The organism is Arthrobacter sp. UYP6 (assembly GCF_040547315.1).
Taxonomy (GTDB): Bacteria; Actinomycetota; Actinomycetes; order Actinomycetales; family Micrococcaceae; genus Arthrobacter_B.
In genome coordinates this window covers 94,678-115,503 of sequence record NZ_JBEPPM010000006.1, presented here as the reverse complement: position 1 = coordinate 115,503, position 20,826 = coordinate 94,678, and the positions used below count along the sequence as shown (strand labels likewise).

Sequence of the window (20,826 nt, the reverse complement as noted above, 5' to 3'; positions counted from 1 at the left end):
ACCTGACCTGAGGCGGTCCGGCTACAGCGCCGCGCGCAGCAGTTCGGTGAGCTCCTCCGTCAGGGCGGGCGAGGAACTGATCGGGGTGCCGTCGATGGAGGTTACCGGAGCCAGCAGCCGGATGCTGGAAACCAGCCATACGGCGTCGGCTTCCATCAGATGAGCCGGTTCCAGCGGCCCGTAACCCCGTGCCCAGCCGGCCGCCTCGGCAGCATCGAAGAGGGCGCGCTGGGTGGTACCGGGAAGAATTCCGCTCTCCAGCTCGGGCGTCAGCAGCATTTTTTGTCCGTCTTCCTGGACCGCCAGGATGACGCTGGACGTGGGGCCCTCCAGGACCTTGCCGTCGGAGGAAGTGAAGATGACGTCATCCGCGCCGTTGGCTTTGGCATAGCGCAGCGCGGCCATGTTCACGGCGTAGGACAGCGTTTTGGCGCCCAGCAGAAGCCAGGGTGCCCGCTCAGCCACGGTGCTGTCATACCCCCGGTCCAGCAGCAGCACGTCCAGACCCCGGGCCGTCCGCTCCCGGGCGCCGGCCGGAGCGGGGGAGGCGGCCACCCAGGCTGTGGGAGCGTCCGCTCCCTCAACTCCGCGGGTCAGCAGCAGCTTCACCACCGCCTCGCCTGTTCCCTCCCGGATGGTCAGCTCGGCCAGCGCAGTGGCAACCGCCCGCTCCCAGGTTTCCCGCGCCGGCAACTCAAGGTCCAGTGCCAGTGCCGAGGACTCCATTCGGTCCAGATGGGCGGTCATTTTGCGGGGGGCTCCGTCCACCGCCAGCATCGATTCAAAGATGCCGTCACCGCGGGTTGCGCCAAGATCTGTTGCCCTTAACTGCGGAACAGCTGCGTCCGCAATGCGGCCTTCGGGGAACATTGGATCCAAAAACACCAGAACAGTCATGCTCCCAGCCTAGTTTGCCGCCGGGACAGACTAGGCTATTGAAGGACAGATCAGCTGATAGGAGCGTCGTGTGTGGGTGGCATTAACGGGAACGGCGCTCCCCGTCTGGATCGCCACGGTGCTGACCGTCATCGACTACGCAATCCGGATTGTTGCGCTGGGCGTAGTTCCGGGCAACCGGCGGCCCACCACAGCCATGGCCTGGCTGCTGTGTATTTTTTTCCTGCCGCTTCCGGGAATCATTCTTTTCCTGCTCTTCGGTAATTTCCGTTTGTCCGAACACCGGGTAAAGCGCCAGGCACAAATCAACCGGGCGGTGCGCGAAAATACCCGCGAGCTTGAGGCTGAAGGCAGCACGTATTCCGGCCCGGAATGGGTGGTTTCTGCCACCGAGCTGAACCGTCGGCTGGGATCCTTTCCAAGTCTTGACGGCAACAAAGTGGATTTGCAGCGGGACTACAACGAGTCCATCCGCGAGATGACCGAAGTGGTGCGCGGCGCCCAGAAGTACGTGCACGTTGAGTTCTACATTATGAGTTACGACGACGTGACCCGGGACTTCTTCGCTGCCCTCAAGGAAACCGCAGCCAGGGGGGTGCGGGTCCGCCTGCTGTTTGACCACATCGGCACGCTCCGGGTCAAGGGCTACCGGGACCTGCTGAAGGAACTGCGCAGCACGGAGATCCAGTGGCGGCGTATGCTGCCCATCCTCCCGGCCCGCGGCCAGTGGCGCCGGCCGGATCTGCGCAACCACCGCAAGATCCTGGTGGTAGACGGGAAGATCGCCTACACCGGATCCCAAAATCTGGTGGAACCCTCGTACCGGAAGCCCCATAACCTAAAAATGGGCCGGAAATGGGTGGAGCTGATGGCCCGCATGGAAGGGCCCGTCGTTGATGAAATTAACGTTGTGTTCGCCACCGACTGGAACGCCGAAACAGATGAGAACCTGGAACGGGAACTGAGTCTGTACGAATGGGACACCCATCCCGGAGACGTAACCTGTCAGGTGGTCCCCAGCGGGCCCGGATTCTCCACGGAAAACAACCTGCGGCTATTCACGTCCCTGATCTATTCGGCGTCGGACCGGATTTCCATCACCAGTCCATACTTTGTGCCCGACGATTCCCTGCTGTACGCGATTACCACGGCGGCGCAGCGCGGCGTACAGGTGGAGCTGTTTGTGTCCGAGCGCGGCGACCAATTCCTGGTGGACCATGCCCAGCGTTCCTACTACGAGGCCCTGCTGCGCGCCGGCATCCGGATTTACCTGTATCCCAAGCCCCTGGTTCTGCACGCCAAACACTTCACCATTGATAACGAGGTGGCAGTCCTGGGCTCCTCGAACATGGATATGAGGTCCTTTTCGCTGAACCTGGAAGTGTCCATCATGATGTTCGACGGGAACATTGTGGGTAACATGCGCAGGATCGAGGACACCTACCGGTCGCTGTCCCGGGAGCTCCTGCTCTCCGAATGGGTAGGGCGCCCGGTCTGGGAACGCTACATCGACAACGTGTGCCGACTGACCGCCACACTGCAGTAACCCACGGCCGCGGTGCCTACTCCGGGAACGAGGCCCCCAGTGCGCTGAGCACGCCGAAAGCCTTGGCCCGGACCTCGTCCCACTCCGCTTCCGGGTCCGAGTCCGCCGTGACGGCGCCGCCCAGGCCCAGAGTCAGGGACGAGTTCCGGATTTCCAGCGTGCGGATCACTACGGACAGGTCCGCGGCACCGGTGAGGGAAAACCAGCCGACGACGCCGGAATAGGCGCCGCGTTCGGCCCCCTCCAGCCGGTCCAGGATGGCCATGGTGCTGATCTTGGGCGCACCGGTCATCGATCCGGGCGGAAACGCTGCGGCAAGGGCTTCGGCACGGGAGGCTCCGGGGAGCAGCTGCGCGTCCACCGTGCTGACCAGCTGATGGACCGTGGCGTAACTTTCCACGGCGCAGAGCCTGGGTACCGTGACGGATCCCGGGACCGCGAATCGGGACAGGTCGTTGCGCAGCAAATCCACAATCATGATGTTCTCTGCTCGGTCCTTGGCAGAGGAGACGAGGTCGGTTTCCAGCTCCCGGTCCTGCCGGGCGGTGGTTCCTCGCGGGCGTGTGCCCTTGATCGGTTCGGCCCGCAGCGCTCCGGCGCCGTCAACGGAGAGGAAACGCTCCGGTGAGGTGCCCGCCAGACAGAAGCCGCCAAAGCGCAGCAGCGACGCGAACGGTGCCGGGCTGCGCCGCCGAAGTTTCCGGTACAGCGCCAGAACCTGCGCTCCGTCCAACGGCGCTGGCAGTTGCGCGGTAAGTGCGGTGGTCAGACACACCTCGTAGGAGTTGCCGTTACTGATCTCCGTCTGGGCGGAACGGACCTTGGCAAGATAGGCGGCCCGGCTGTCACGGACGCAGAATTCCGGGACAACCGGCGTAGCTTCCGGGGAGGGCTCCTGCGGCGCGGCGGCCGCAGTTTCCACGGCCCGCCGGACCTGCCCGGCCCAGGTTTCGTTGCTGGGGCTCTCGTGACCGGGGCGGTCAGCGTCGGGGCTGTCAGCTCCGGGACTGTCAACGTCGCCGGACCAGCCGTCCGTGAGGGTCAGCACGTAAACACAGTGCTGCTCGTGGTCCAGAACTACGGCCCGGCCGGCGAAAATCAGGGCAGCATCAGGGGCGGATCCGGGCAGCGGGTGCGGGCCGGATCCGCCGGTTTCACGCCTGAGCCCGTAGCCCAGGAACCCCAGCCAGCCCAGGGCAAAACCGCAGGGGTAGTCCGCGGGCACCGTTGCCCGGGGCTGGCCCCAGACCGAATCCAGCCAGGGGAAGAAGTCCCCGGGACGGGAGACGGTCACCGGCCCTGACACCACGGTGGTCATGCCGCTGTGTCCGCCGGTGTGACCATAGGCACCCGTAGCCCGGTGCTCGGCGTACCTGCCTAGCGGGCCGCCGTCGTCGGCCATGATGCTGAAGCGGCTGCGGGCGGCAATATGCGCTTCTCCCGAGTCTCCCGCAGCACCGGTGGCCGGCCCCTTGGCGGGTAGGCGCAGGCCGCCGCGCTGCCCGGCGCTGGAACTGTCCAGCCACACCGAGCGGGGAGCCTGACCGAAAAGGACACTGAACAACTGCTCCGGGTCCGCCCAGTCATCCAGCCGTTCCACCTGGACGGTCTCCGCGGCGGCAGCGTTGGCGCCAGCCCAGTTTGGCGCAAGCCGCGGCATGGCAAGCCCGCCGAGCGCGCGCAGGACGTGGCCGGCGGCAGCAACGGGGGCCCCGGAGACGTGCTGCCGGTCCACTGTGATGTCCGCGTGAGACGGTGCCGGATCTTCCGCTGCCCAGTCTTGTTCCTGGGCGGCCCACCGTTCCCAGTGCGGGGCGTAGGTGTCGCCATCGCGGGCCAGTGCCTGTTTCCTGCGCAGATCGGCGGGCGCTTCAACCCAGACGGCGGCGTGGAGCAGATGGCGCACCGCGGCACTGGAAGCGCCTACGCCCTCGAACATGACAATCTCCGCCGGTTCGGTGCGGCGCTCCTCGCCGTAGCGGCCAGCTGCCCAGTCCCAGGCCTGCCAAACGGCCGTCCTCCCGGCAGCAAGGGGTGCGGCAACATGGTCACGGAAGTAGGCAATTCCGTCCGCCAGCCCGTCCCAGCCGGGATAGACGTCCTCCAGATGAAACAGGGACACGGTGTGGTGGGCGCGCAGTGCCGCGGCCAATTCCGTGGCAAGAGTGGTTTTTCCGGCGCCTGAAAAGCCGTCGACGGCGATCAGGACGGGCAGCGCACCGGAGGCGGCTGCCGTGGCAGCCGGCGTCGGGGAGGGCATCATGATTTGTCGGAGACCGCCTCAAGGGCGGCGCGAACATACTGCACTACACCGGGCACCGACGCCTGGATCATTGCGTAGGACACCTCAAAGTCGCTCATGTCGCCGTACCAGGGGTCCTCGATGCCCTGGTCTGCCGGGGAAAGATCGGCCGAGTCCGGATCAAAGCTGCGGATCAGCCGGACCTTATCCCGGTCCGCTGGCCCGGACGCAAGGCCCCGCAGTTCCCTGAAGTGCCCGTAGTCCAACGCCAGCACAAGATCGCGGTTGGCAAACCATGGCGCTTTGAACTCCCTGGCGCGGAAAGCCCGCGCATCATCGGCGTCGAACCCGTGAATGGTGAGTTCCTGCACGGCCCGTGGGTCCATGGGCCGGCCTGCCTCCCATGCGGTCACGCCGGCGGAATCCACCGCCACCTCGGCCCCAAGTCCGGCTTCGTCAAATGCGCGGGCCAGGCAAAACTGGGCCATGGGGGAGCGGCAAATATTTCCGGTGCAGACCGTGATGATTCGGTACATTCTTCCAGCCTACCCACCGCTGCGCAGGGGCAGGGACACCTGGGGGTCCCACGGGGCGGGCCGGTCAACTGCGGGCGTCAGGCCCAGGCGATGATCTCGCCGGAAGGAACCAGGAACCATCCGTCCGGAGCCTGCGCCCAGCGCCGCCATCCGGCCGACATCCGCTCCAAGCCGGGCTTGTCGGCCAGCTCGCGCTCCAGTGCCTGCCCGGCAAATGCCGAGTGCAGCACCCGTTCCGCCCAGCCCTCGCCGAACCAGGCACGGCTTTCGCCGGTGGCGTACAGCCAGTTGGAGGCTGAGGGCTCAAACTCGGTAAAGCCCGCCTCGAGCGTCCAGGATGTCAGTCGACGGCCGGCATCCGGTTCCGAAGAGTTGCCGCGGGCGATCAGCTGATAGGTTTCCATCCAGTCGGCGAGTTCGGGAAGCTCCGGATACCAGCTCATGCCGTGGTAATCCGCGTCGCGGAACGCCACGATCCCGCCCGGGCGGGTCACCCGCCGCATTTCACGCAGCGCGGCTACCGGGTCCGCGAGGTGCTGCAGAACCTGATGCGCGTGGACCACGTCGAACGTCGCGTCCGGAAAATCCAGGTCATACACGTTCCCGGCCGTAAACTCCGCGTTTACCAATCCCCGGGAAGCGGCGAGTTTCCGGGCCTGGGCCACCACGTCTTCGGACTGGTCCAGCCCGGTCACGGGTCCCGGATCCACCAGGTTGGCAAGATCAGCGGTAATACTGCCCGGGCCGCAGCCCACATCCAGCAGTGCCATGCCCGTTTCAAGATAGGGAAGCAGATATGCCGCCGAGTCTGCTGCGGTACGGACGGCGTGGGCGCCAACCACGCTGGAGTGGTGGCCGTGCGAGTACTGTTCGGGAGCCATAGGAGGAGGATACGCGGAGGCTGGCTCGTATCCTTCGGAGTTTGCGGCGTGTGTCGGGCCACCTGCTCGGCCTGTCCCCGCCCCGGACCGTCAAGGTCTTACCGCGAAATTCGGCAAGTTGAGTCTGTCAGGCTCAACTTTGTTGACAAAGAAGATGCCGTGAGTAGAGTTGAGTGCAGAACGCTCAACACGCGCTGTGGGAGTGCAAACTCCGCGCACACGGCGCCGTTTTCCACGGAAAGAGGAAGCAAATGTCACGTGCAGTAGGTATTGACCTTGGAACCACCAACTCGGTTGTCTCCGTCCTTGAAGGCGGCGAGCCCACCGTTATTGCCAACGCAGAGGGTGGCCGGACCACGCCGTCGGTTGTTGCTTTTGCCAAGTCCGGTGAGGTCCTCGTAGGCGAGATCGCCAAGCGCCAGGCCGTCAACAACATCGACCGCACCATCTCCTCGGTCAAGCGCCACATGGGCACCGACTGGAACGTGGACATTGACGGCAAGAAGTACACCGCTCAGGAAATTTCCGCCCGCATCCTGCAGAAGCTGAAGTCCGACGCCGAATCATACCTGGGCGAAAAGGTCACGGACGCTGTAATCACGGTTCCGGCGTACTTCAATGACGCCGAGCGCCAGGCTACCAAGGAAGCCGGCGAGATCGCGGGCCTGAACGTGCTGCGCATCGTCAACGAGCCCACCGCCGCTGCTCTGGCCTACGGCCTGGATAAGGGCAAGGAAGACGAACTCATCCTGGTCTTCGACCTCGGCGGCGGAACGTTCGACGTTTCCCTGCTCGAAGTGGGCAAGGATGAAGATGACTTCTCCACTATCCAGGTGCGCTCCACCGCCGGTGACAACCGCCTCGGCGGCGACGACTGGGACCAGCGCATTGTGGATTACCTGCTGAGCCAGGCCAAGGCCAAGGGTGCGGACCTGTCCAAGGACAAGATCGCCCTGCAGCGCCTGAAGGAAGCTGCAGAGCAGGCCAAGAAGGAACTCTCCTCCGCGACCTCCACCAACATCTCCCTGCAGTACCTTTCGGTCACCCCCGAGGGTCCGGTCCACCTGGACGAGCACCTCTCCCGCGCCAAGTTCCAGGACCTGACCAAGGACCTGCTGGACCGCACCAAGAAGCCGTTCAAGGACGTCATCGCCGAGGCCGGCATCAAGGTTTCCGACATCGACCACATCATCCTCGTGGGCGGTTCCACCCGTATGCCCGCCGTTTCCGAACTGGTGAAGGAGCTGGCCGGCGGCCAGGAGCCCAACAAGGGTGTAAACCCGGATGAGGTTGTTGCCGTTGGCGCCGCCCTGCAGGCCGGTGTCCTGAAGGGCGAGCGCAAGGACGTGCTGCTGATCGACGTCACCCCGCTGTCCCTGGGCATCGAAACCAAGGGCGGTGTGATGACCAAGCTGATCGAGCGCAACACGGCCATCCCCACCAAGCGCAGCGAAACCTTCACCACTGCTGATGACAACCAGCCCTCAGTCGCCATCCAGGTCTTCCAGGGCGAGCGCGAGTTCACCCGCGACAACAAGCCGCTGGGCACGTTCGAGCTGACCGGTATTGCTCCGGCTCCGCGCGGCGTCCCGCAGGTTGAGGTCACCTTCGACATCGACGCCAACGGCATTGTGCACGTGTCCGCCAAGGACAAGGGCACCGGCGCCGAGCAGTCCATGACCATCACGGGCGGTTCTTCGCTCTCCAAGGAAGACATTGACCGCATGGTCCGCGAGGCCGAAGAGCACGCCGCCGAGGACAAGAAGCGCCGCGAGGCTGCGGACGTCCGCAACTCCGCCGAGCAGCTGGCCTACTCCGTGGACAAGCTCCTGACGGACAACGATGACAAGCTGCCCGAGGACGTCAAGACCGAGGTCAAGGGCGATGTTGACGCACTGAAGAAGGCACTCGAAGGCACCGAGAACGACGACGAAGTAAAGTCGGCGTTCGAGAAGCTGCAGACCTCGCAGACCAAGCTGGGCGAAGCCATCTACGCGCAGGCTCAGTCCGAGAGTGCTGCAGGTGCCGCAGGCGGTGCCGGCGACGCAGGCGCTTCCGATGCTTCCTCCGCAGGCGACGAGGACATCGTTGACGCTGAGGTTGTTGACGACGAAGACAAGAAGTAATCATGACGGCTGAAAACGAGAACCCCAACGACAAGCCGAACGAGGAGCAGGAATCCGCCGGCCAGGTGCCGGCGGGCTCCGAGCCTGCGGACTCCAATGGTGCGCCTTCCGAGGGAGCTTCGACTCCGGACAGCGGTGCTGAGGGTGACGCCCTGGCGCAGGCCGAGCAGATCCTGAACAGTGCAGGTGTTCCGGAGCCCCAGGCAGCCGGATCGCCGGAAGCTGCGGAACTGCGCAACGACCTGCTGCGGCTCCAGGCGGAATATGTGAACTACCGCCGGCGGGTGGAGCGTGACCGCGACGTCGCCCGGGAAATGGCAGTCATCGGTGTGCTGAATTCCGTGATGCCCGTCCTGGACGACATCGACGCAGCACGCCAGCACGGTGATCTGGCGGACGGTCCGTTCGCCTCGATCGCCAACAAGTTGGAAAACACGCTGAAGGCGTACGGACTGAGCAGGATCGACGAGGTGGGAGTGGAGTTTGATCCCAACATCCACGAAGCGCTGATCCAGCAGCAAAGCCCGGATGTCACCTTCGACACCGTGACGCAGATCCTTCGAGCCGGTTACAAGGCCAATGACAGGGTTCTGCGGGCGGCGCAGGTTATCGTCTCCGTTCCGGAGCAGTAGTCAGTGGGTACCCGGGGCCGTCGCGGCGGCCCCGGGTACTTTTTTCCAGCAGTGCACGTCCGGTCCGCAACCTGCGGGTAGCGGGCAGGAGCAGTAAAATCGAGGAAGGGGACGCCAATTGGCTAGTCAGGATTGGGTCGATAAGGATTTTTATAAGATTCTGGGCGTTCCCAAGGACGCGTCGGAAGCCGATATCAAGAAGGCCTATCGGAAGCTGGCGCGCAAATACCACCCGGACCAAAACCAGGACGATCCCTCGGCCGAGCGGATGTTCAAGGATCTCTCCGAAGCGTATTCAGTCCTTTCCGACGCCGACGAGCGCCAGCAGTATGACGCAATCCGCGCCATGGGCAGCGGTGCACGGTTCTCCGCAGGCGGCCCCGGAGGCGGGGCAGGTGCCGGCGGAGCCGCCGGTTTCGAAGACCTCTTTGGCGGGCTTTTCGGCCAGGGTGCCCGTCCCGGTGCCGGGCGCCGCACCAGCTACAGCACCGGCGGCAACAACATTCCGCCGGAGTTCGCCGACCTGTTTGGCGGGGGAGGATTCGGTGGCGGCGGGTTCGGCTCGGCGCCGCCGCAAAAGGGTGCCGATCGGACGGCAAGCACCACTATTTCTTTTGCGGGCTCCATTAACGGCACCGTCATTGGGCTGCGTGAGCCCAGCGGCGAAGTGGTGGAAGTCCGGGTTCCCGCCGGCGTCAAGGACGGCCAGAAGATCCGCGTCCGCGGCAAGGGCCAGCCCGGGGCCGCCGGCAACGGCGACCTGATGGTCACCGTGCACGTCACGCCGCACGACTTCTTTGTCCGCGACGGCAACAACATCCGCATCCACGTACCGGTGAGCTTCCCCGAGGCGGCGCTGGGCGCCACGATCGAGGTTCCGACACTGACCGCGGACAAGGTCAAACTCAAGGTCCCCGCCGGCACCCCTTCCGGACGGACCCTGCGGGTTAAGGGCAGGGGAGTGCAAACCTCCAAGGGCAACGGCGACCTCCTGGTGACAATCGACGTCGCTGTCCCCTCACACCTGAATAAGGAGGCCAAGGCAGCGGTGGAGGCCTTCGCTGAAGCCACCAAGGGCGAGGACCCCCGCGCCGGCCTTGCCTCCAAGGCCAGACTGTAGTTTCCGGAACACGGCCAGCTTCCGGAACACGGTCCGGCTTCCGGTGCCCCGGAAACCGAACCGGGCTATGGTTACTACTTCAACAGCGTCAAGGAGGAACAATGGGTATAGACGTCAACGCGCCTATCTTTGTGATCTCCGTTGCCGCTGAGCTGGCGGACATGCATCCGCAAACGCTGCGGCAATACGACCGGCTGGGCATCGTCTGCCCGAGCCGCGCCCCCGGAAGATCCCGGCGCTACTCGCAGCATGACATCGACATGCTGCGCGAGGTCCAGCGGCTCTCCCAGGAGGGCGTGTCGTTGGAAGGCATCAAGCGCATCATGCAGTTGGAAAACCAGGTGTCCGGACTCCGTGCCCGGATCAATGAACTGTCCGCAGAGCTGGACTCGATTCAGCAGCGCACTCCGGACCGCAGCCGGGTCTTTGCGGCCGGTCTCGCCGGCGACGTAGTGACCCTGACCCGGGGCCAGCGGCCCCCGGCATCGCGGCCCTACGCGACCCAGCTCAGTCTCGCTTCCCTGGTGCAGCGGCGCGGCAAGCTGCGTGCCCTTCCCGCCGGGAAAAAGGACGCCATGGACTACGCCGAGGACGGTTACGTCCAGTCCCTCTGAGGCCACGGCCCTAGCGGAACCGCCGCCCCTGATCCCGGCGGTTCGCCCACACCGCCAGCGCGCCCAGAGCCAGGGTCCAGGCCACCAGACAGGGAATGGCAGCCGGACTCAGCGGCTGCCCCGCGAAGACCGTCACTGACAGGTCTCGTGCAGCACGGGTGGGCAGGAACAGGGAAAAAGTATTCAGCCCCGGACTGAACAGTTCCGGCGGCAGCATCAGCCCGCCGGCAAAAGCAAGTGGGAAAAACACCACCTGGGTGACGGCGATGGCCACCTTGGAGGTGCACATATAGCCGATCAGCAGGCCCAGAAACAGGAACGGCAGGCCGCAGACCAGCCACACCAGCATGGCCGCCGGAACCCGCCACCAGGCCAGCGCTCCGGTGGTGAAGGCATCCAGTGCCGCCGTGGTGAACATACCCACCAGCATCACCGGGATCAGGGAAAAGAAAGCGAACAGCATAGCTGTCAGTGCCCGTGCCACGGTGGGCGGCACCGCGCCGGCCGGCAGCGTCCGCACGTAGCTGCTCCAGGGATTGGCCCGGTCCTCCGCGACACCGATTCCGTAGTTAAACAGGAACGAGCTCATCACGCCAAAAAGAGCCAGCTGGGCGACGGCTATCAGCGACGCAACAGGGTTGGAGGTTACCGCCTGCTGGGGAAGGACAAAAAACACCAGGGCCAGGGTGGGGAACAACGTCGATGAAATGACGGAAATCGGAATGCGCAGCTGTTCCAGCACCTGAGCCTTGGTGTGCGCGCGGACCAGTGCCGCGGTGCTCATGGCTTCTCCTCCCCGGCATGTGCCGGAACATGGGCGGACACGTGTGTCAGGGACAGGAACGCCTCTTCGAGGCTGGCTGAATGGACTTCCAGGCCGGAGAACGGGACGTTGTCGCGGACCAGGCGCCGCACTGTCGCGTCGGAGTCCCTGCTCAGCACCGTCACGGAATTGTCCGCGCCCGCGGTGACTCCCGCGCTTTCGGGCAAGGACTCGAACGACGACGGCGGCAGTGCGGTGCGGAAGGAGACCCTGCTGACGGAGACCCGGCTGCGGATCTGGTCCACTGTTCCGTCCGCAACCACTTCGCCGTTGTTCAGGACCGCCACCCGTCCCGAGAGGGCCTGGATTTCTTCCAGGTAATGACTGGTCACCAGCAGAGTGCCGCCGTCCCTGCGATACTGGCCCAGCCGCTCCCAGAGATGCTCACGCGCTTGAACATCCAACCCCGTGGTGGGCTCATCCAGGACGACCAGCCGTGGCTGCCCCACCAGGGCAAGGGCCACCAGCAGTCGCCGCTGCTGGCCGCCGGACAGCCCGCCGCATTGTTTGGCGGCGATGTCCGTAAGGCCAAAATCGGCCAGCAGCTGCGGCGTCGGCACGGGATGCTCGTAGTGGGCGGCAACAAAGTCGACGGTCTCCCGTACCCGCAGAGTGGGCGGCACCGAGGTTGCCTGGGGCGTTGTTCCGAGCTCCCGCCGTGCGGCGGGGTCGCGGGGATTGCGGCCGAATAGCTCCACCGTTCCCGCGTCCGGAGTGCGGATCCCGCAGAGCAGATTCAGCAGGGTGGACTTCCCGGCGCCATTGGGGCCGAGTAATCCCAGGGCTTCTCCGGCTCGGATTTCCAGACTGACTCCGTTCAGGGCGGGCTTGCCGGCATAGCTTTTGGTGACCGAGCTTGCTGCGGCCAGCACCTCGCGGAGATCGGAGCCGGTCCGGCGGGCAGCGGAACTGGGAACAGACGTCAGGGTGCCTCCGATGGTCTTGGTGACCTCGATGCTGGTCGGGAACCAGGCAGTCCTCCGCTCATGGTCCGCAGGGATAATCCGCCGGTTGCAAAGCAGTTTGCAGCACAAACTGGTCTGCGGCAAGGGGTGCCCGAAGGCGAAAGTGATCCGGAGGGTCAGCGGAGGCGGCGAGCCCGCAGAACAACGTCTTCGGTGTGGTGGGCGCCGGCTCCGGCGGCAACGTGCCGGGGACGGGTCTCGTTCACCTCAAGGATCCAGTCTTCGTCCAGCAGGGCCGCCACCTCCGCAAGGCCCACATAGTCCCGGTGATCAAAGCCATGGGACGCGGCTTCCTCGGCCGTGGGCAGCGGATGGTGCACCACAAGGAGTGTTCCTCCGGGTGCCACGGTGCTGAGCAGCGCACGTTCCGCGGCATTGTCGTCGGTGCGCAGCAGCGCCGGGTATTGTGCCGACACCAGGTCAAAGGACGCCGGCGGCAGGGAAGCCTCCACCAGGCCGGAGTGTAGCCAGTTCACTGTGACACCCCGCTGCTCTGCCTGCCGGATAGCCCGGTCCAGTGCCACCTTCGAGACCTCCAGGGCTGTCACGTCCCACCCCTGCTCAGCGACCCACACGGCGTCGGCACCCTCGCCGCATCCAACATCCAGCACCCTCCCGGGACGCAGCCCGCGGATCTCGCTGACCAGGGCGCCGTTGGGCTGCCCGCTCCAGAGCGTTCCCTTCTCTGCGTAGCGCTGGTCCCAGAGGGCTCCCACTGCCTGCGGATCCCGCGGGGAGCGGAGGTCAGGCTCCGTGAAATCGGCAGGTTCAGGGAAATCGGAGGAGTCGGCAGGGCTGTGGTTCGTCTGTTCCATTACTGAAGCATGCAACGGCCGGGCGCCGCCGGCAAAGCTCCTTTGCCGGAACGGCAAGCGGCGCCCGGCCGATCACCCGCAGTAGCGCGCCGTCACCACATCAGCGCTGCTGGTCTGCCTCCGGACGCAGGCGGATGAGACGCTGCGGTCCGCTTTCTTCGAGTTCCACCAGGTCGTTGTGCGAGGACAGGAAATCCGTGAAGGACCGGTAACCGAGCGGCTTCTCGTTGAAGGAGGGGTCCATCCGGCGCATCTGGTTTTTGATGGTGCCGGTGTTGAGCCACTCGTCGGCGTCGCCCTTGGCGTGGCCGATCTGCAGGGCGCGTAGGAGGAGCTCCGTGGCGACGGTCTGCGGGTCGATGTCCTCGTGTGCCTCCGGCTCGTCCAGCTGCGTGTCGCCGGTGTCCGAGAACATGGGGATCGTGGTGAGCTGGCGGACCTTGCCGGGGGCCGGATCGGGCTGGACTTCGGCCGGCTGTACGGCTTTCCTGCCTGCGGACGGGTGCTCCGCTGCAGCGGCTGACACGGCGGCCTTATCAATCCCGGGCAGTGAGTCGTAATCTTCGAATTCGTCACACGCAGCTGCCAGGGACGTGCTGGTGGACCCGGCCACGCCGATGCCCACCACAAAGCGGCCAAGGCGCTTGGATTTCTGGGCCAGGGCAATGTAGTCGGAATCCCCGGCCACAATGATGACATGGGTGAGGTCCGGCAGCCGGAAGAGGTCTTCAACGACGTCGACGGCGAGACGGATGTCCGCGCCGTTCTTGGTGCCGCGGGTGGTGGTGGTGAACAACTGGGTGAGGTCCACCGCCCGGGACATCAGCTGGCGCTGGTAACTGGCGTTCACCGGCACCGACCAGTCGGCGTAGGCGCGGTTGACCACCAGCGTGCCGAAAGACGCGGCGAAGTCAATGATGGCATTGAAGTCCACGGTGGCTGCGGTGAGTTTGGCGGCAACCTCGGGATCGGCGTCACGGCTGGACTTGTCGAAGTTGCGGATGCCGTCGCGCTGGAACGCATTTCGGCCGTGCAGCTGCTGGTAGCGCGAAATGACAATGTTGTCGAAGTCGATGTAGAGGCCCACGCGGGCGTCGTTGGGTTCAGTCATAGGAATCAGGCCTTGCGGTAGGTCAGGTCGAAGATCAGGCGGCCGGCCTGGTGGGCTTTGTTCTCGAAGCTGGTCAGGGTGCGTCCCGCAAAGCGCGGCGCCCACCCTCCCCGGGTGTCGACGTCGTCCAGGGGGGCCTTCTTCTCCAGGCCCTGCCGGTTCACGCGCGTGAGCGGGCTGTCCTCGCCGGCAAGTTCGCCGTTGTGCAGGTTCACAAACCGGGCGGAGGCGTCTCCGACGTCCCGCATCTGCACGGCGTAGTCGGACCAATCGGTGGCCAGGCGCCAGATGCCGCCGGGTACCAGGACGTTGGCCACCAGTTCGGCGAACTCGTCCTTGACCATGCGGCGCTTGTGATGGCGGGTCTTGTGCCAGGGGTCGGGGAAGAAGACCCACACCTCGTCCACCGAACCGGCGGGGAGCATGGTGGTCAGGACCTCGGGCGCATTGGCCTGCACTACCCGGACGTTGGTGAGTTCCTTCTGGCCGATGCGCTGCAGTGTCTGGGCCAGGCCGGGCAGATAGACCTCCACGGCAAGGTAGTTCTTCTCCGGATTCTGCTCAGCGGCGTGCGTGACGGCTTCGCCCAGGCCGGAGCCGATTTCCACCACCAGGGGAGCGGTGCGCCCAAACTCTGCGGCGGCGTCGAACACGTAGTCCGGATCCACCGAGGTGTCCGCTTCCGCGCGGGGAACGTCAATGACAAACCGGTCCGACAGCTCGTCCCAGGCCTGTTGGCGGCGTCCCTGGAGACGTGAGCCGCGCCGGACAAATGACACCGGCGAGCGGAAGTGGCGGGGATCTCCGGCGGAGTCCGGAAGGGAATCATCCGCCGGATCTTCAGCGTTCAGGGAGCCGGCGTCGGGCAGGGCTGGTTCAGTAGTCATCACTGTTAATGCTATCGGCTGCACGGCACCGCGTTTGCAGCCCTCCAACAGCCGCTCCAAGCAGCCGCCGGGTGTGCTCGCCGGACGTCCGCGGAGCCTCCGATTAGGAAACTGGGCACAAACCGGTAAACTAGACGAAGTTGTTGTGACTGCCGCGCCTAAAAGCCGCGTGTGTAAGCAGCGCAACCTGCGTCGATGAACGCTTTCTTTTGTCCCGCCGGCCCGTTGTGGCCGAGCCTCTGGACACTGTCTGACTTTTCTTCGGCGAACCCCCGGCACCATACGGTCTTGGGGGCCACTTACCGAAAGTTGCTTGTCTTTTAATGACTACTTTTGCTGCCCTTGGTGTACCCAAGGCTCTGGTTTCCTCCCTCTCCGCTTCCGGAATCGACGAAGCATTCCCGATTCAGGTTGAAACCCTTCCCGATACCCTCAAGGGCCGCGACGTGCTCGGCCGTGGCCGCACCGGCTCCGGCAAGACCCTCGCTTTTTCACTTCCGCTGGTAACCCGGCTGGCTGAGGCCGAAGCGGCTTACCGCCGCAAGCCCAACCGCCCGCTGGGCCTGGTTCTGGCGCCCACCCGCGAACTGGCCACGCAGATCAACAACGTGATTGAGCCGCTCGCCAAGGAACTGGGCCTGACCACCACCGTTATTTACGGCGGCGTCTCCCAGCAGCGCCAGGAAAAGGCGCTCAAGGCCGGCGTTGACATTGTTATTGCCTGCCCCGGCCGGCTTGAAGACCTCATGAAGCAGAAGGTCATCAGCCTGGAATCCATTGAAATCACTGTGCTCGATGAAGCCGACCATATGGCTGATCTCGGATTCCTGCCGGTTGTCCAGCGCCTGCTGGACCGCACCCCTGAAAAGGGACAGCGCATGCTGTTCTCCGCGACGCTGGACAACGGCGTGGACAAGCTCGTCCGCCGCTACCTGTCCAACCCGCTGACACACTCGGTGGATGAGCCGCAGGCAGCGGTGTCCACCATGGAGCACCACGTGCTGCTGGTCCAGGACCAGACCGCCAAGAAGCTGCTCGTCAAGGAACTGGCTTCCGGTTCGGGCCGCCGCATCATGTTCATGCGCACCAAGCACCACGCCCGGAAGATGGCCAAGTTCCTGACGGACAGCGGCATCCCCACCGTTGACCTGCACGGAAACCTGTCGCAGAACGCCCGCGACCGGAATCTGGCGGAGTTCTCCTCCGGTGACGTGCGTGTGCTGGTAGCCACCGACGTCGCCGCCCGCGGCGTCCACGTGGACGACGTCGAGCTGGTTGTCCACATTGATCCCCCCACGGAGCACAAGGCGTACCTGCACCGCTCGGGCCGTACGGCCCGCGCCGGTTCGTCCGGAACCGTGGTGACGCTGACCCTGCCGGAGCAGAAGGGCGAAGTGTCCAAGCTGATGAAGGCTGCGGGCGTTGACGTCTCCATTGAAAAGGTTTCGCACAATTCCCCGTCCATCGCCAAGCTGATCGGCGATCGCGCCGCTGCTGTGGAGCCGCATGTGCGCGCCGCCCAGCTGGCGGCCAAGTCGCCTCAGCAGGGCGGCGGCCGGTCCACCGGCGCCAACGCCCAGCGCAAGCGCGCCGCCCGCTCCACCACTGCACCCCGTGCCGGCGGCCGAGGCGGATCCGGCGGACGCGGACGCGTCTCCGCCGAGCGCACGGAGCGCAGCGAGCGTGACCGCAACGACTTCACCCCCGAGGCGCCCCGTGCGCAGCGGTCACAGGACGGACGCCGCGGTGCAGCTGCTGCTTCCACCGCACAGGGACGCAACCGCCGTCCGGCCACGGGCCAGCGTGCCGGTGACGTGGCACCCGCAGGCGCCGGCCGTTCGGCTGCCGGAACGCGCGGCCAGGCGCCTTCCGGTGCCGGCCGTCCCGCCCGCGGCGCCGGCCCCCGCCGGGCCACGGCTCCGGCTTCGAATGAGCGCCGGTCCCGCTAGGGTTCAGCACTAAAAACAACAAGGCGCCTGCTTCCTTCGGGAAGCAGGCGCCTTGTTGTTACTTGAGGGTTTTTACGCCGGCTCAGTCCAGATCGTAGAAGGACACGACGGCGGCGAACCCGCGTCCCAGCACGGACGGACGTGCGTCGGAACCAACCACCGTATCCAGCGGCTCGAGTGCCTCCGTGGAACCGTCGGCAGCGGTGACCGTGGCGCTGCCGTGCAGCAGCACCAGGAACTGGCCGGGCCCGAGTGGCTGCGGATTCTTCTTGGACAGTTCGGCCACCAGCACGGACGCACCGGTGGTGCTGCGGTCCGCAAGCGTGTTCAGCACTGTTACCGGCCCGGTGGGCAGGGCCGCCTCCGCCGGGGAATCCCCCGAGTACCGGAAGGGACGGAACTTCTCCATGCCGTGTTCGACGCCATCCACGGTGAGGACCAGCAGTTCACCCTCCACCGGGACGGTAATCCGGTCCATGCCTTCAAACGCCGTGAAGGCGCCGGGCTTGTCGATGGAGGCAATGCTCAGGCGACGGCCTCCACCTGAAGCAATCTCCTTGACCCGGCCATTGTTCTTTCCCCAGGGAAGCGAGGGGAGATCAGGAAACCGAATGACCGGGGAGACGGCATTCGCTGCGCCGGGCGGGGTGTTGCTGCTCGGGGTGTCCTTAGCGCTCACAGTGTCCCTTACTCAATGGTGGGCTGCGGCTTGGTACCACGCAGATAGTGCCGGCGGGCTGCGCCGTTGATCTGAAAACTGCGGCCGCTGGTCTCTGCCGGCTCAATCCGCATGAAGTGGTTCTTCTCCCCGGACTGCCACGGGAACAGGGGGAGCTCCTCCGAGGCGAGGACTTCCTCAATGGACTTCAGCGCGACGGCCCGGCCCTTAAGGACAACGCTCCAGGCGAGGCCAAGACGGTCATCGTAGCCGTCCACTTCGAAGGCCACTGCTCCGCCTTCCAGGGCTGCCCTGAGCTTGGTGCCCTCGGCAGTTCGGAAAACAACTGACCCGCGGTCCACAACAAAGTTGATCGGGAAAATTTCGGGATGCGCATCAGTGATGACGGCCAGCCGGCCGATCTCCGCTTTGCGAATGTAATCCCAGCATTGGTTGGACGTCAGTTCCACGGGTTTGGCGGCGGGTGTTCCGGCATCATCTTTGATAGGCAACATGCCCCCAGTCTAGTTGCAGCGGCACGGACCACCGCCAAGAGCTGGCGTGAAACATGGTGCTGCAGGGGAGAGTGCATCAGAATGAAACGATGAACCTCATCCTGAACGTCATCTGGCTTCTCTTCGGCGGCATCTGGCTGGCCCTGGGATATATGCTGGCGGGCATCGTTTGCTGCCTGCTGATCGTGACCATTCCCTTCGGCATCGCCTCCTTCCGGATTGCGGCCTACGCATTCTGGCCCTTCGGCCGGACCGTGGTGGACCGCGGCGGCGCACCCGGCCTGTTCTCGACGGTGGGCAACGTGATCTGGCTGGTGGTGGCCGGGGTGTGGATCGCCGTCGGGCACATCCTGACGGCCATTCCCATGTTCCTCAGCATCATCGGCATCCCGCTGGGAATCGCGAACCTGAAAATGGTGCCGATCTCGCTGATGCCGCTGGGGAAGGTCATTGTTCCCACCGGGCGTGCCGGCGTCACACCTTACGGCTCTGCCGGCTCGTACGGCACCGGGGGGAATTACAGCTAGCCGGCTGCACCGTCCAGGAACGCCTTCATCAGCGGTCCGCCCGAGGTGGAGCCCAGTTCCCCTTCGGCCACGAACACTGCTACGGCGAGGTCGCCCTGCAGGGCCACCACCCAGGCATGTGTGCGCGGCGGGGTCTCACTGCCGAACTCCGCGGTGCCGGTTTTGGCCAGCACCGGCTCCCCGGGGACGTCCAGGAGCATGTTGGCGCCGCCGTCGGTGACCACGCCGCGCATCAGCTCGCGCAGCGAGCCCGCTTCGGCAGACGTCAGCGAACCGGCGTCGGGCGCTTCGGCCGACTCAGCCGACGCCGATGGTGAGCCCGTTGCATCCGCTGCCTCCGATGCGGAGCCCGGCTTCACGAGGACCGGAGCGACCCGTTCCCCCTTGCCGACGGATGCCGCTGCAATGGCCAGCGCCAGCGGGGACACCAGGATTTCGCCCTGTCCGATCATGGACGCAGCGTGGGCCGTGCCGTCGGCTTCCGACGGAACTGATCCGAAGAATGCCGGTACACCCATGGATACGTCGATTCCAAGACCCAGATCCTTCGCGGCAGAAGCCAGGGCATCCTGCGGCACCGTGTCCCGGGTGTTGATAAAGGCGGTATTGCAGGACTGCGCAAAGGCGTCGCGCAGGGGAATCTCGCCAACAAATGCTGCCGGATAGGTGCTGGCGTTGTTGAACTTCCGTCCGTCGACGGTCAGCTCGGCGGGGCAGGAGAGCGCACTGTCAGCAGTGCTGCCCTGCCGGAGCAGCGCCAGAGAGGTTGCAATCTTGAAGGTGGAGCCGGGGGGATACTGGCCCAGCAGGGCAGTTTGCTGACCCTCGCTTCCGGGTCCGTTGGCCACGGCAAGGACGTCTCCGGTGGAAGGCTGAATCGCCACGAGGGCCGACGCCGACGGCTCCTGCTCCAGGACCCCTTCGGCAAGGGACTGTAGCCGGGTGTCCAGGGTGGTCTGCAGCGGCCTGCCGTCCAGTCCCGGCTTGAGATCGAACACAGGGACCGTGCCGGTGTCACGCTGGATGGCGACGGCCACACCGGGGCTGCCCAGCAGCTGATCGTCATATTGCTTCTGCAGCCCGGACAGCCCGGTCTGGTCGCTGGCGGAGAGCCGGCCGTCGGATTCCTCAATCAGTTCAGCAGTGGCTTCGCCGACGGTACCGAGCAGGGCACGGGCGAAGGTTCGGGTGGGTGCCAGAACCTGCTCATCCGGAAATGCCATGGCGCCCGGAATCGCGGCGATGACGCCCGGGGCGATGGCTTCGGGAGTTGTGGACCCCTCCGCTTCGCTGCGCTGCACGATGGCCACGACAAAGGCTTCGGGGCCGGAAGCCGCCACCTGGGCCGTGTACGCCGCCGGATCCAGCCCCACGAGTGTGGCCAGCGCGGCGGCGGAGGAAGCCTGTTGATCCTCCGGAACGGCCCGCTTGTCGATGCCGATCCGGAGGACGGGCCGGGCGCTCATGAGAGGCTCGCCGTTGCGGTCAAGGATATCGGCGCGCATTCCGCGGAACGTTGTGCGGGAGAGCCTGTCGCCCTCGACCAGTGAGTCCAGGACTACTGACGGCGCCCATTCCACCTGCCATGCGTCATCCTCGCCACGGCGCAGCTGGGCCGTGCTTTCATAAGTCCAGTCCGGCGTCGAGTCGCTGTTGACGTCCCAGGCATAGGTCAGGCGGGCGGTGGCGGCGTCGTCGTTCTGAGGGTCCGTATCGATCCCGGCAACGGTAACGGCGGGTCGTGCCGGACCCATGTCGGCGAGCAGCGCCTCAAGCTCGGTGTTCACCTCGGCGGCCGTTGCCGCGGTGAAGGCCGACGACGAAACATCTGCGCTGCTCAGGCCTTCGGCCAGCGCCGCGGCAGCGTCGTCGGGCGATGATTTCTCCCCTGAACAGGACATCAATGTCAGCGCGAGGGCTGAGACGGCCAGGACGGATGTGAGCGTTTGGTTTTTCCCCATCCGCACAGGCTACCCGTCCCC

18 protein-coding genes and 1 pseudogene are annotated in these 20,826 nt (G+C 65.3%); 7 read left to right on the top strand and 12 right to left on the bottom strand.

Going from position 1 to position 20,826, the window contains the following annotated elements:
• Window positions 1-21 precede the first annotated feature (21 nt).
• Window positions 22-897 carry an aminodeoxychorismate lyase gene (locus ABIB35_RS07040; protein WP_354180058.1) on the bottom strand — a complete coding sequence of 292 codons (876 nt, stop codon included), beginning with the start codon at window positions 895-897 and terminating at the stop codon, window positions 22-24.
• A 70-nt stretch (window positions 898-967) separates the two neighbouring features.
• On the opposite strand from ABIB35_RS07040, the gene cls reads away from it, so the two are divergent.
• A complete protein-coding gene (gene cls / locus ABIB35_RS07035) occupies window positions 968-2,443 on the top strand; it encodes a cardiolipin synthase (protein ID WP_354180056.1) in 1,476 nt (491 codons plus the stop codon).
• Window positions 2,444-2,459: 16 nt separating this feature from the next.
• Here the strand turns inward: cls and ABIB35_RS07030 are convergent, their stop codons facing one another.
• The 3 genes from ABIB35_RS07030 to ABIB35_RS07020 all read right to left on the bottom strand — a co-directional run bounded on the left by ABIB35_RS07030 (window position 2,460) and on the right by ABIB35_RS07020 (window position 6,102).
• Window positions 2,460-4,706, bottom strand: a complete 2,247-nt coding sequence (locus tag ABIB35_RS07030) for a chorismate-binding protein (protein WP_354180054.1) — start codon at window positions 4,704-4,706, stop codon at window positions 2,460-2,462.
• Window positions 4,703-5,221 carry a low molecular weight protein-tyrosine-phosphatase gene (locus ABIB35_RS07025; protein WP_354180052.1) on the bottom strand — a complete coding sequence of 173 codons (519 nt, stop codon included), beginning with the start codon at window positions 5,219-5,221 and terminating at the stop codon, window positions 4,703-4,705. The genes ABIB35_RS07030 and ABIB35_RS07025 overlap by 4 nt, the downstream gene beginning before the upstream one ends.
• Before the next feature lie 77 nt (window positions 5,222-5,298).
• Window positions 5,299-6,102, bottom strand: coding sequence for a class I SAM-dependent methyltransferase (locus ABIB35_RS07020; protein ID WP_354180050.1), 804 nt, complete (start codon window positions 6,100-6,102; stop codon window positions 5,299-5,301).
• A 251-nt stretch (window positions 6,103-6,353) separates the two neighbouring features.
• Between ABIB35_RS07020 and dnaK the strand changes: the two genes are divergently transcribed.
• From dnaK to ABIB35_RS07000, 4 genes and pseudogenes are all read left to right on the top strand, one after another.
• Window positions 6,354-8,228, top strand: a complete 1,875-nt coding sequence (dnaK, locus tag ABIB35_RS07015) for a molecular chaperone DnaK (RefSeq protein ID WP_354180048.1) — start codon at window positions 6,354-6,356, stop codon at window positions 8,226-8,228.
• Window positions 8,229-8,230: 2 nt separating this feature from the next.
• Window positions 8,231-8,860: a nucleotide exchange factor GrpE gene (locus tag ABIB35_RS07010; protein WP_354180046.1), complete on the top strand. Its 630-nt coding sequence runs from the start codon at window positions 8,231-8,233 to the stop codon at window positions 8,858-8,860.
• A gap of 118 nt (window positions 8,861-8,978) precedes the next feature.
• Window positions 8,979-9,980, top strand: a complete 1,002-nt coding sequence (locus ABIB35_RS07005; protein WP_354180044.1) for a DnaJ C-terminal domain-containing protein — start codon at window positions 8,979-8,981, stop codon at window positions 9,978-9,980.
• 101 nt (window positions 9,981-10,081) lie between these two features.
• Window positions 10,082-10,465: pseudogene (locus tag ABIB35_RS07000) on the top strand (heat shock protein transcriptional repressor HspR); the annotation flags it as partial.
• 139 nt (window positions 10,466-10,604) lie between these two features.
• On the opposite strand, the gene ABIB35_RS06995 reads toward ABIB35_RS07000, so the two are convergent.
• From ABIB35_RS06995 to trmB, 5 genes are all read right to left on the bottom strand, one after another.
• The gene (locus ABIB35_RS06995) at window positions 10,605-11,378 is read right to left on the bottom strand and encodes an ABC transporter permease (RefSeq protein ID WP_354180042.1); all 774 of its coding nucleotides are present in this window, start codon (window positions 11,376-11,378) and stop codon (window positions 10,605-10,607) included.
• Window positions 11,375-12,466 (bottom strand): ABC transporter ATP-binding protein, encoded by a 1,092-nt coding sequence (locus ABIB35_RS06990; RefSeq protein ID WP_354180041.1) that lies wholly within the window; start codon window positions 12,464-12,466, stop codon window positions 11,375-11,377. The genes ABIB35_RS06995 and ABIB35_RS06990 overlap by 4 nt, the downstream gene beginning before the upstream one ends.
• Window positions 12,467-12,498: 32 nt before the next feature.
• A complete protein-coding gene (locus ABIB35_RS06985; protein WP_354180039.1) occupies window positions 12,499-13,197 on the bottom strand; it encodes a class I SAM-dependent methyltransferase in 699 nt (232 codons plus the stop codon).
• Between the two features lie 100 nt (window positions 13,198-13,297).
• A complete protein-coding gene (locus ABIB35_RS06980) occupies window positions 13,298-14,308 on the bottom strand; it encodes an NYN domain-containing protein (RefSeq protein WP_354180038.1) in 1,011 nt (336 codons plus the stop codon).
• Window positions 14,309-14,313: 5 nt separating this feature from the next.
• The gene (gene trmB / locus ABIB35_RS06975; protein WP_354180036.1) at window positions 14,314-15,195 is read right to left on the bottom strand and encodes a tRNA (guanosine(46)-N7)-methyltransferase TrmB; all 882 of its coding nucleotides are present in this window, start codon (window positions 15,193-15,195) and stop codon (window positions 14,314-14,316) included.
• Window positions 15,196-15,518: 323 nt separating this feature from the next.
• Here trmB and ABIB35_RS06970 point away from each other — a divergent pair, with 323 nt between their 5' ends.
• Window positions 15,519-17,144 carry a DEAD/DEAH box helicase gene (locus ABIB35_RS06970; RefSeq protein WP_354180034.1) on the top strand — a complete coding sequence of 542 codons (1,626 nt, stop codon included), beginning with the start codon at window positions 15,519-15,521 and terminating at the stop codon, window positions 17,142-17,144.
• Between the two features lie 82 nt (window positions 17,145-17,226).
• On the opposite strand, the gene ABIB35_RS06965 is transcribed toward ABIB35_RS06970, so the two are convergent.
• The gene (locus tag ABIB35_RS06965) at window positions 17,227-17,823 is read right to left on the bottom strand and encodes a HutD/Ves family protein (RefSeq protein ID WP_354180032.1); all 597 of its coding nucleotides are present in this window, start codon (window positions 17,821-17,823) and stop codon (window positions 17,227-17,229) included.
• 8 nt (window positions 17,824-17,831) lie between these two features.
• Complete coding sequence (locus ABIB35_RS06960; RefSeq protein ID WP_354180030.1) at window positions 17,832-18,317, bottom strand: pyridoxamine 5'-phosphate oxidase family protein; 486 nt, start codon at window positions 18,315-18,317, stop codon at window positions 17,832-17,834.
• An 89-nt stretch (window positions 18,318-18,406) separates the two neighbouring features.
• Between ABIB35_RS06960 and ABIB35_RS06955 the strand changes: the two genes are divergently transcribed.
• Window positions 18,407-18,844 carry a YccF domain-containing protein gene (locus tag ABIB35_RS06955; RefSeq protein ID WP_354180028.1) on the top strand — a complete coding sequence of 146 codons (438 nt, stop codon included), beginning with the start codon at window positions 18,407-18,409 and terminating at the stop codon, window positions 18,842-18,844.
• On the opposite strand, the gene ABIB35_RS06950 is transcribed toward ABIB35_RS06955, so the two are convergent.
• Window positions 18,841-20,805, bottom strand: a complete 1,965-nt coding sequence (locus tag ABIB35_RS06950) for a penicillin-binding transpeptidase domain-containing protein (protein ID WP_354180026.1) — start codon at window positions 20,803-20,805, stop codon at window positions 18,841-18,843. The two genes, ABIB35_RS06955 and ABIB35_RS06950, sit on opposite strands and share 4 nt — an antisense overlap.
• Window positions 20,806-20,826 lie beyond the last annotated feature (21 nt).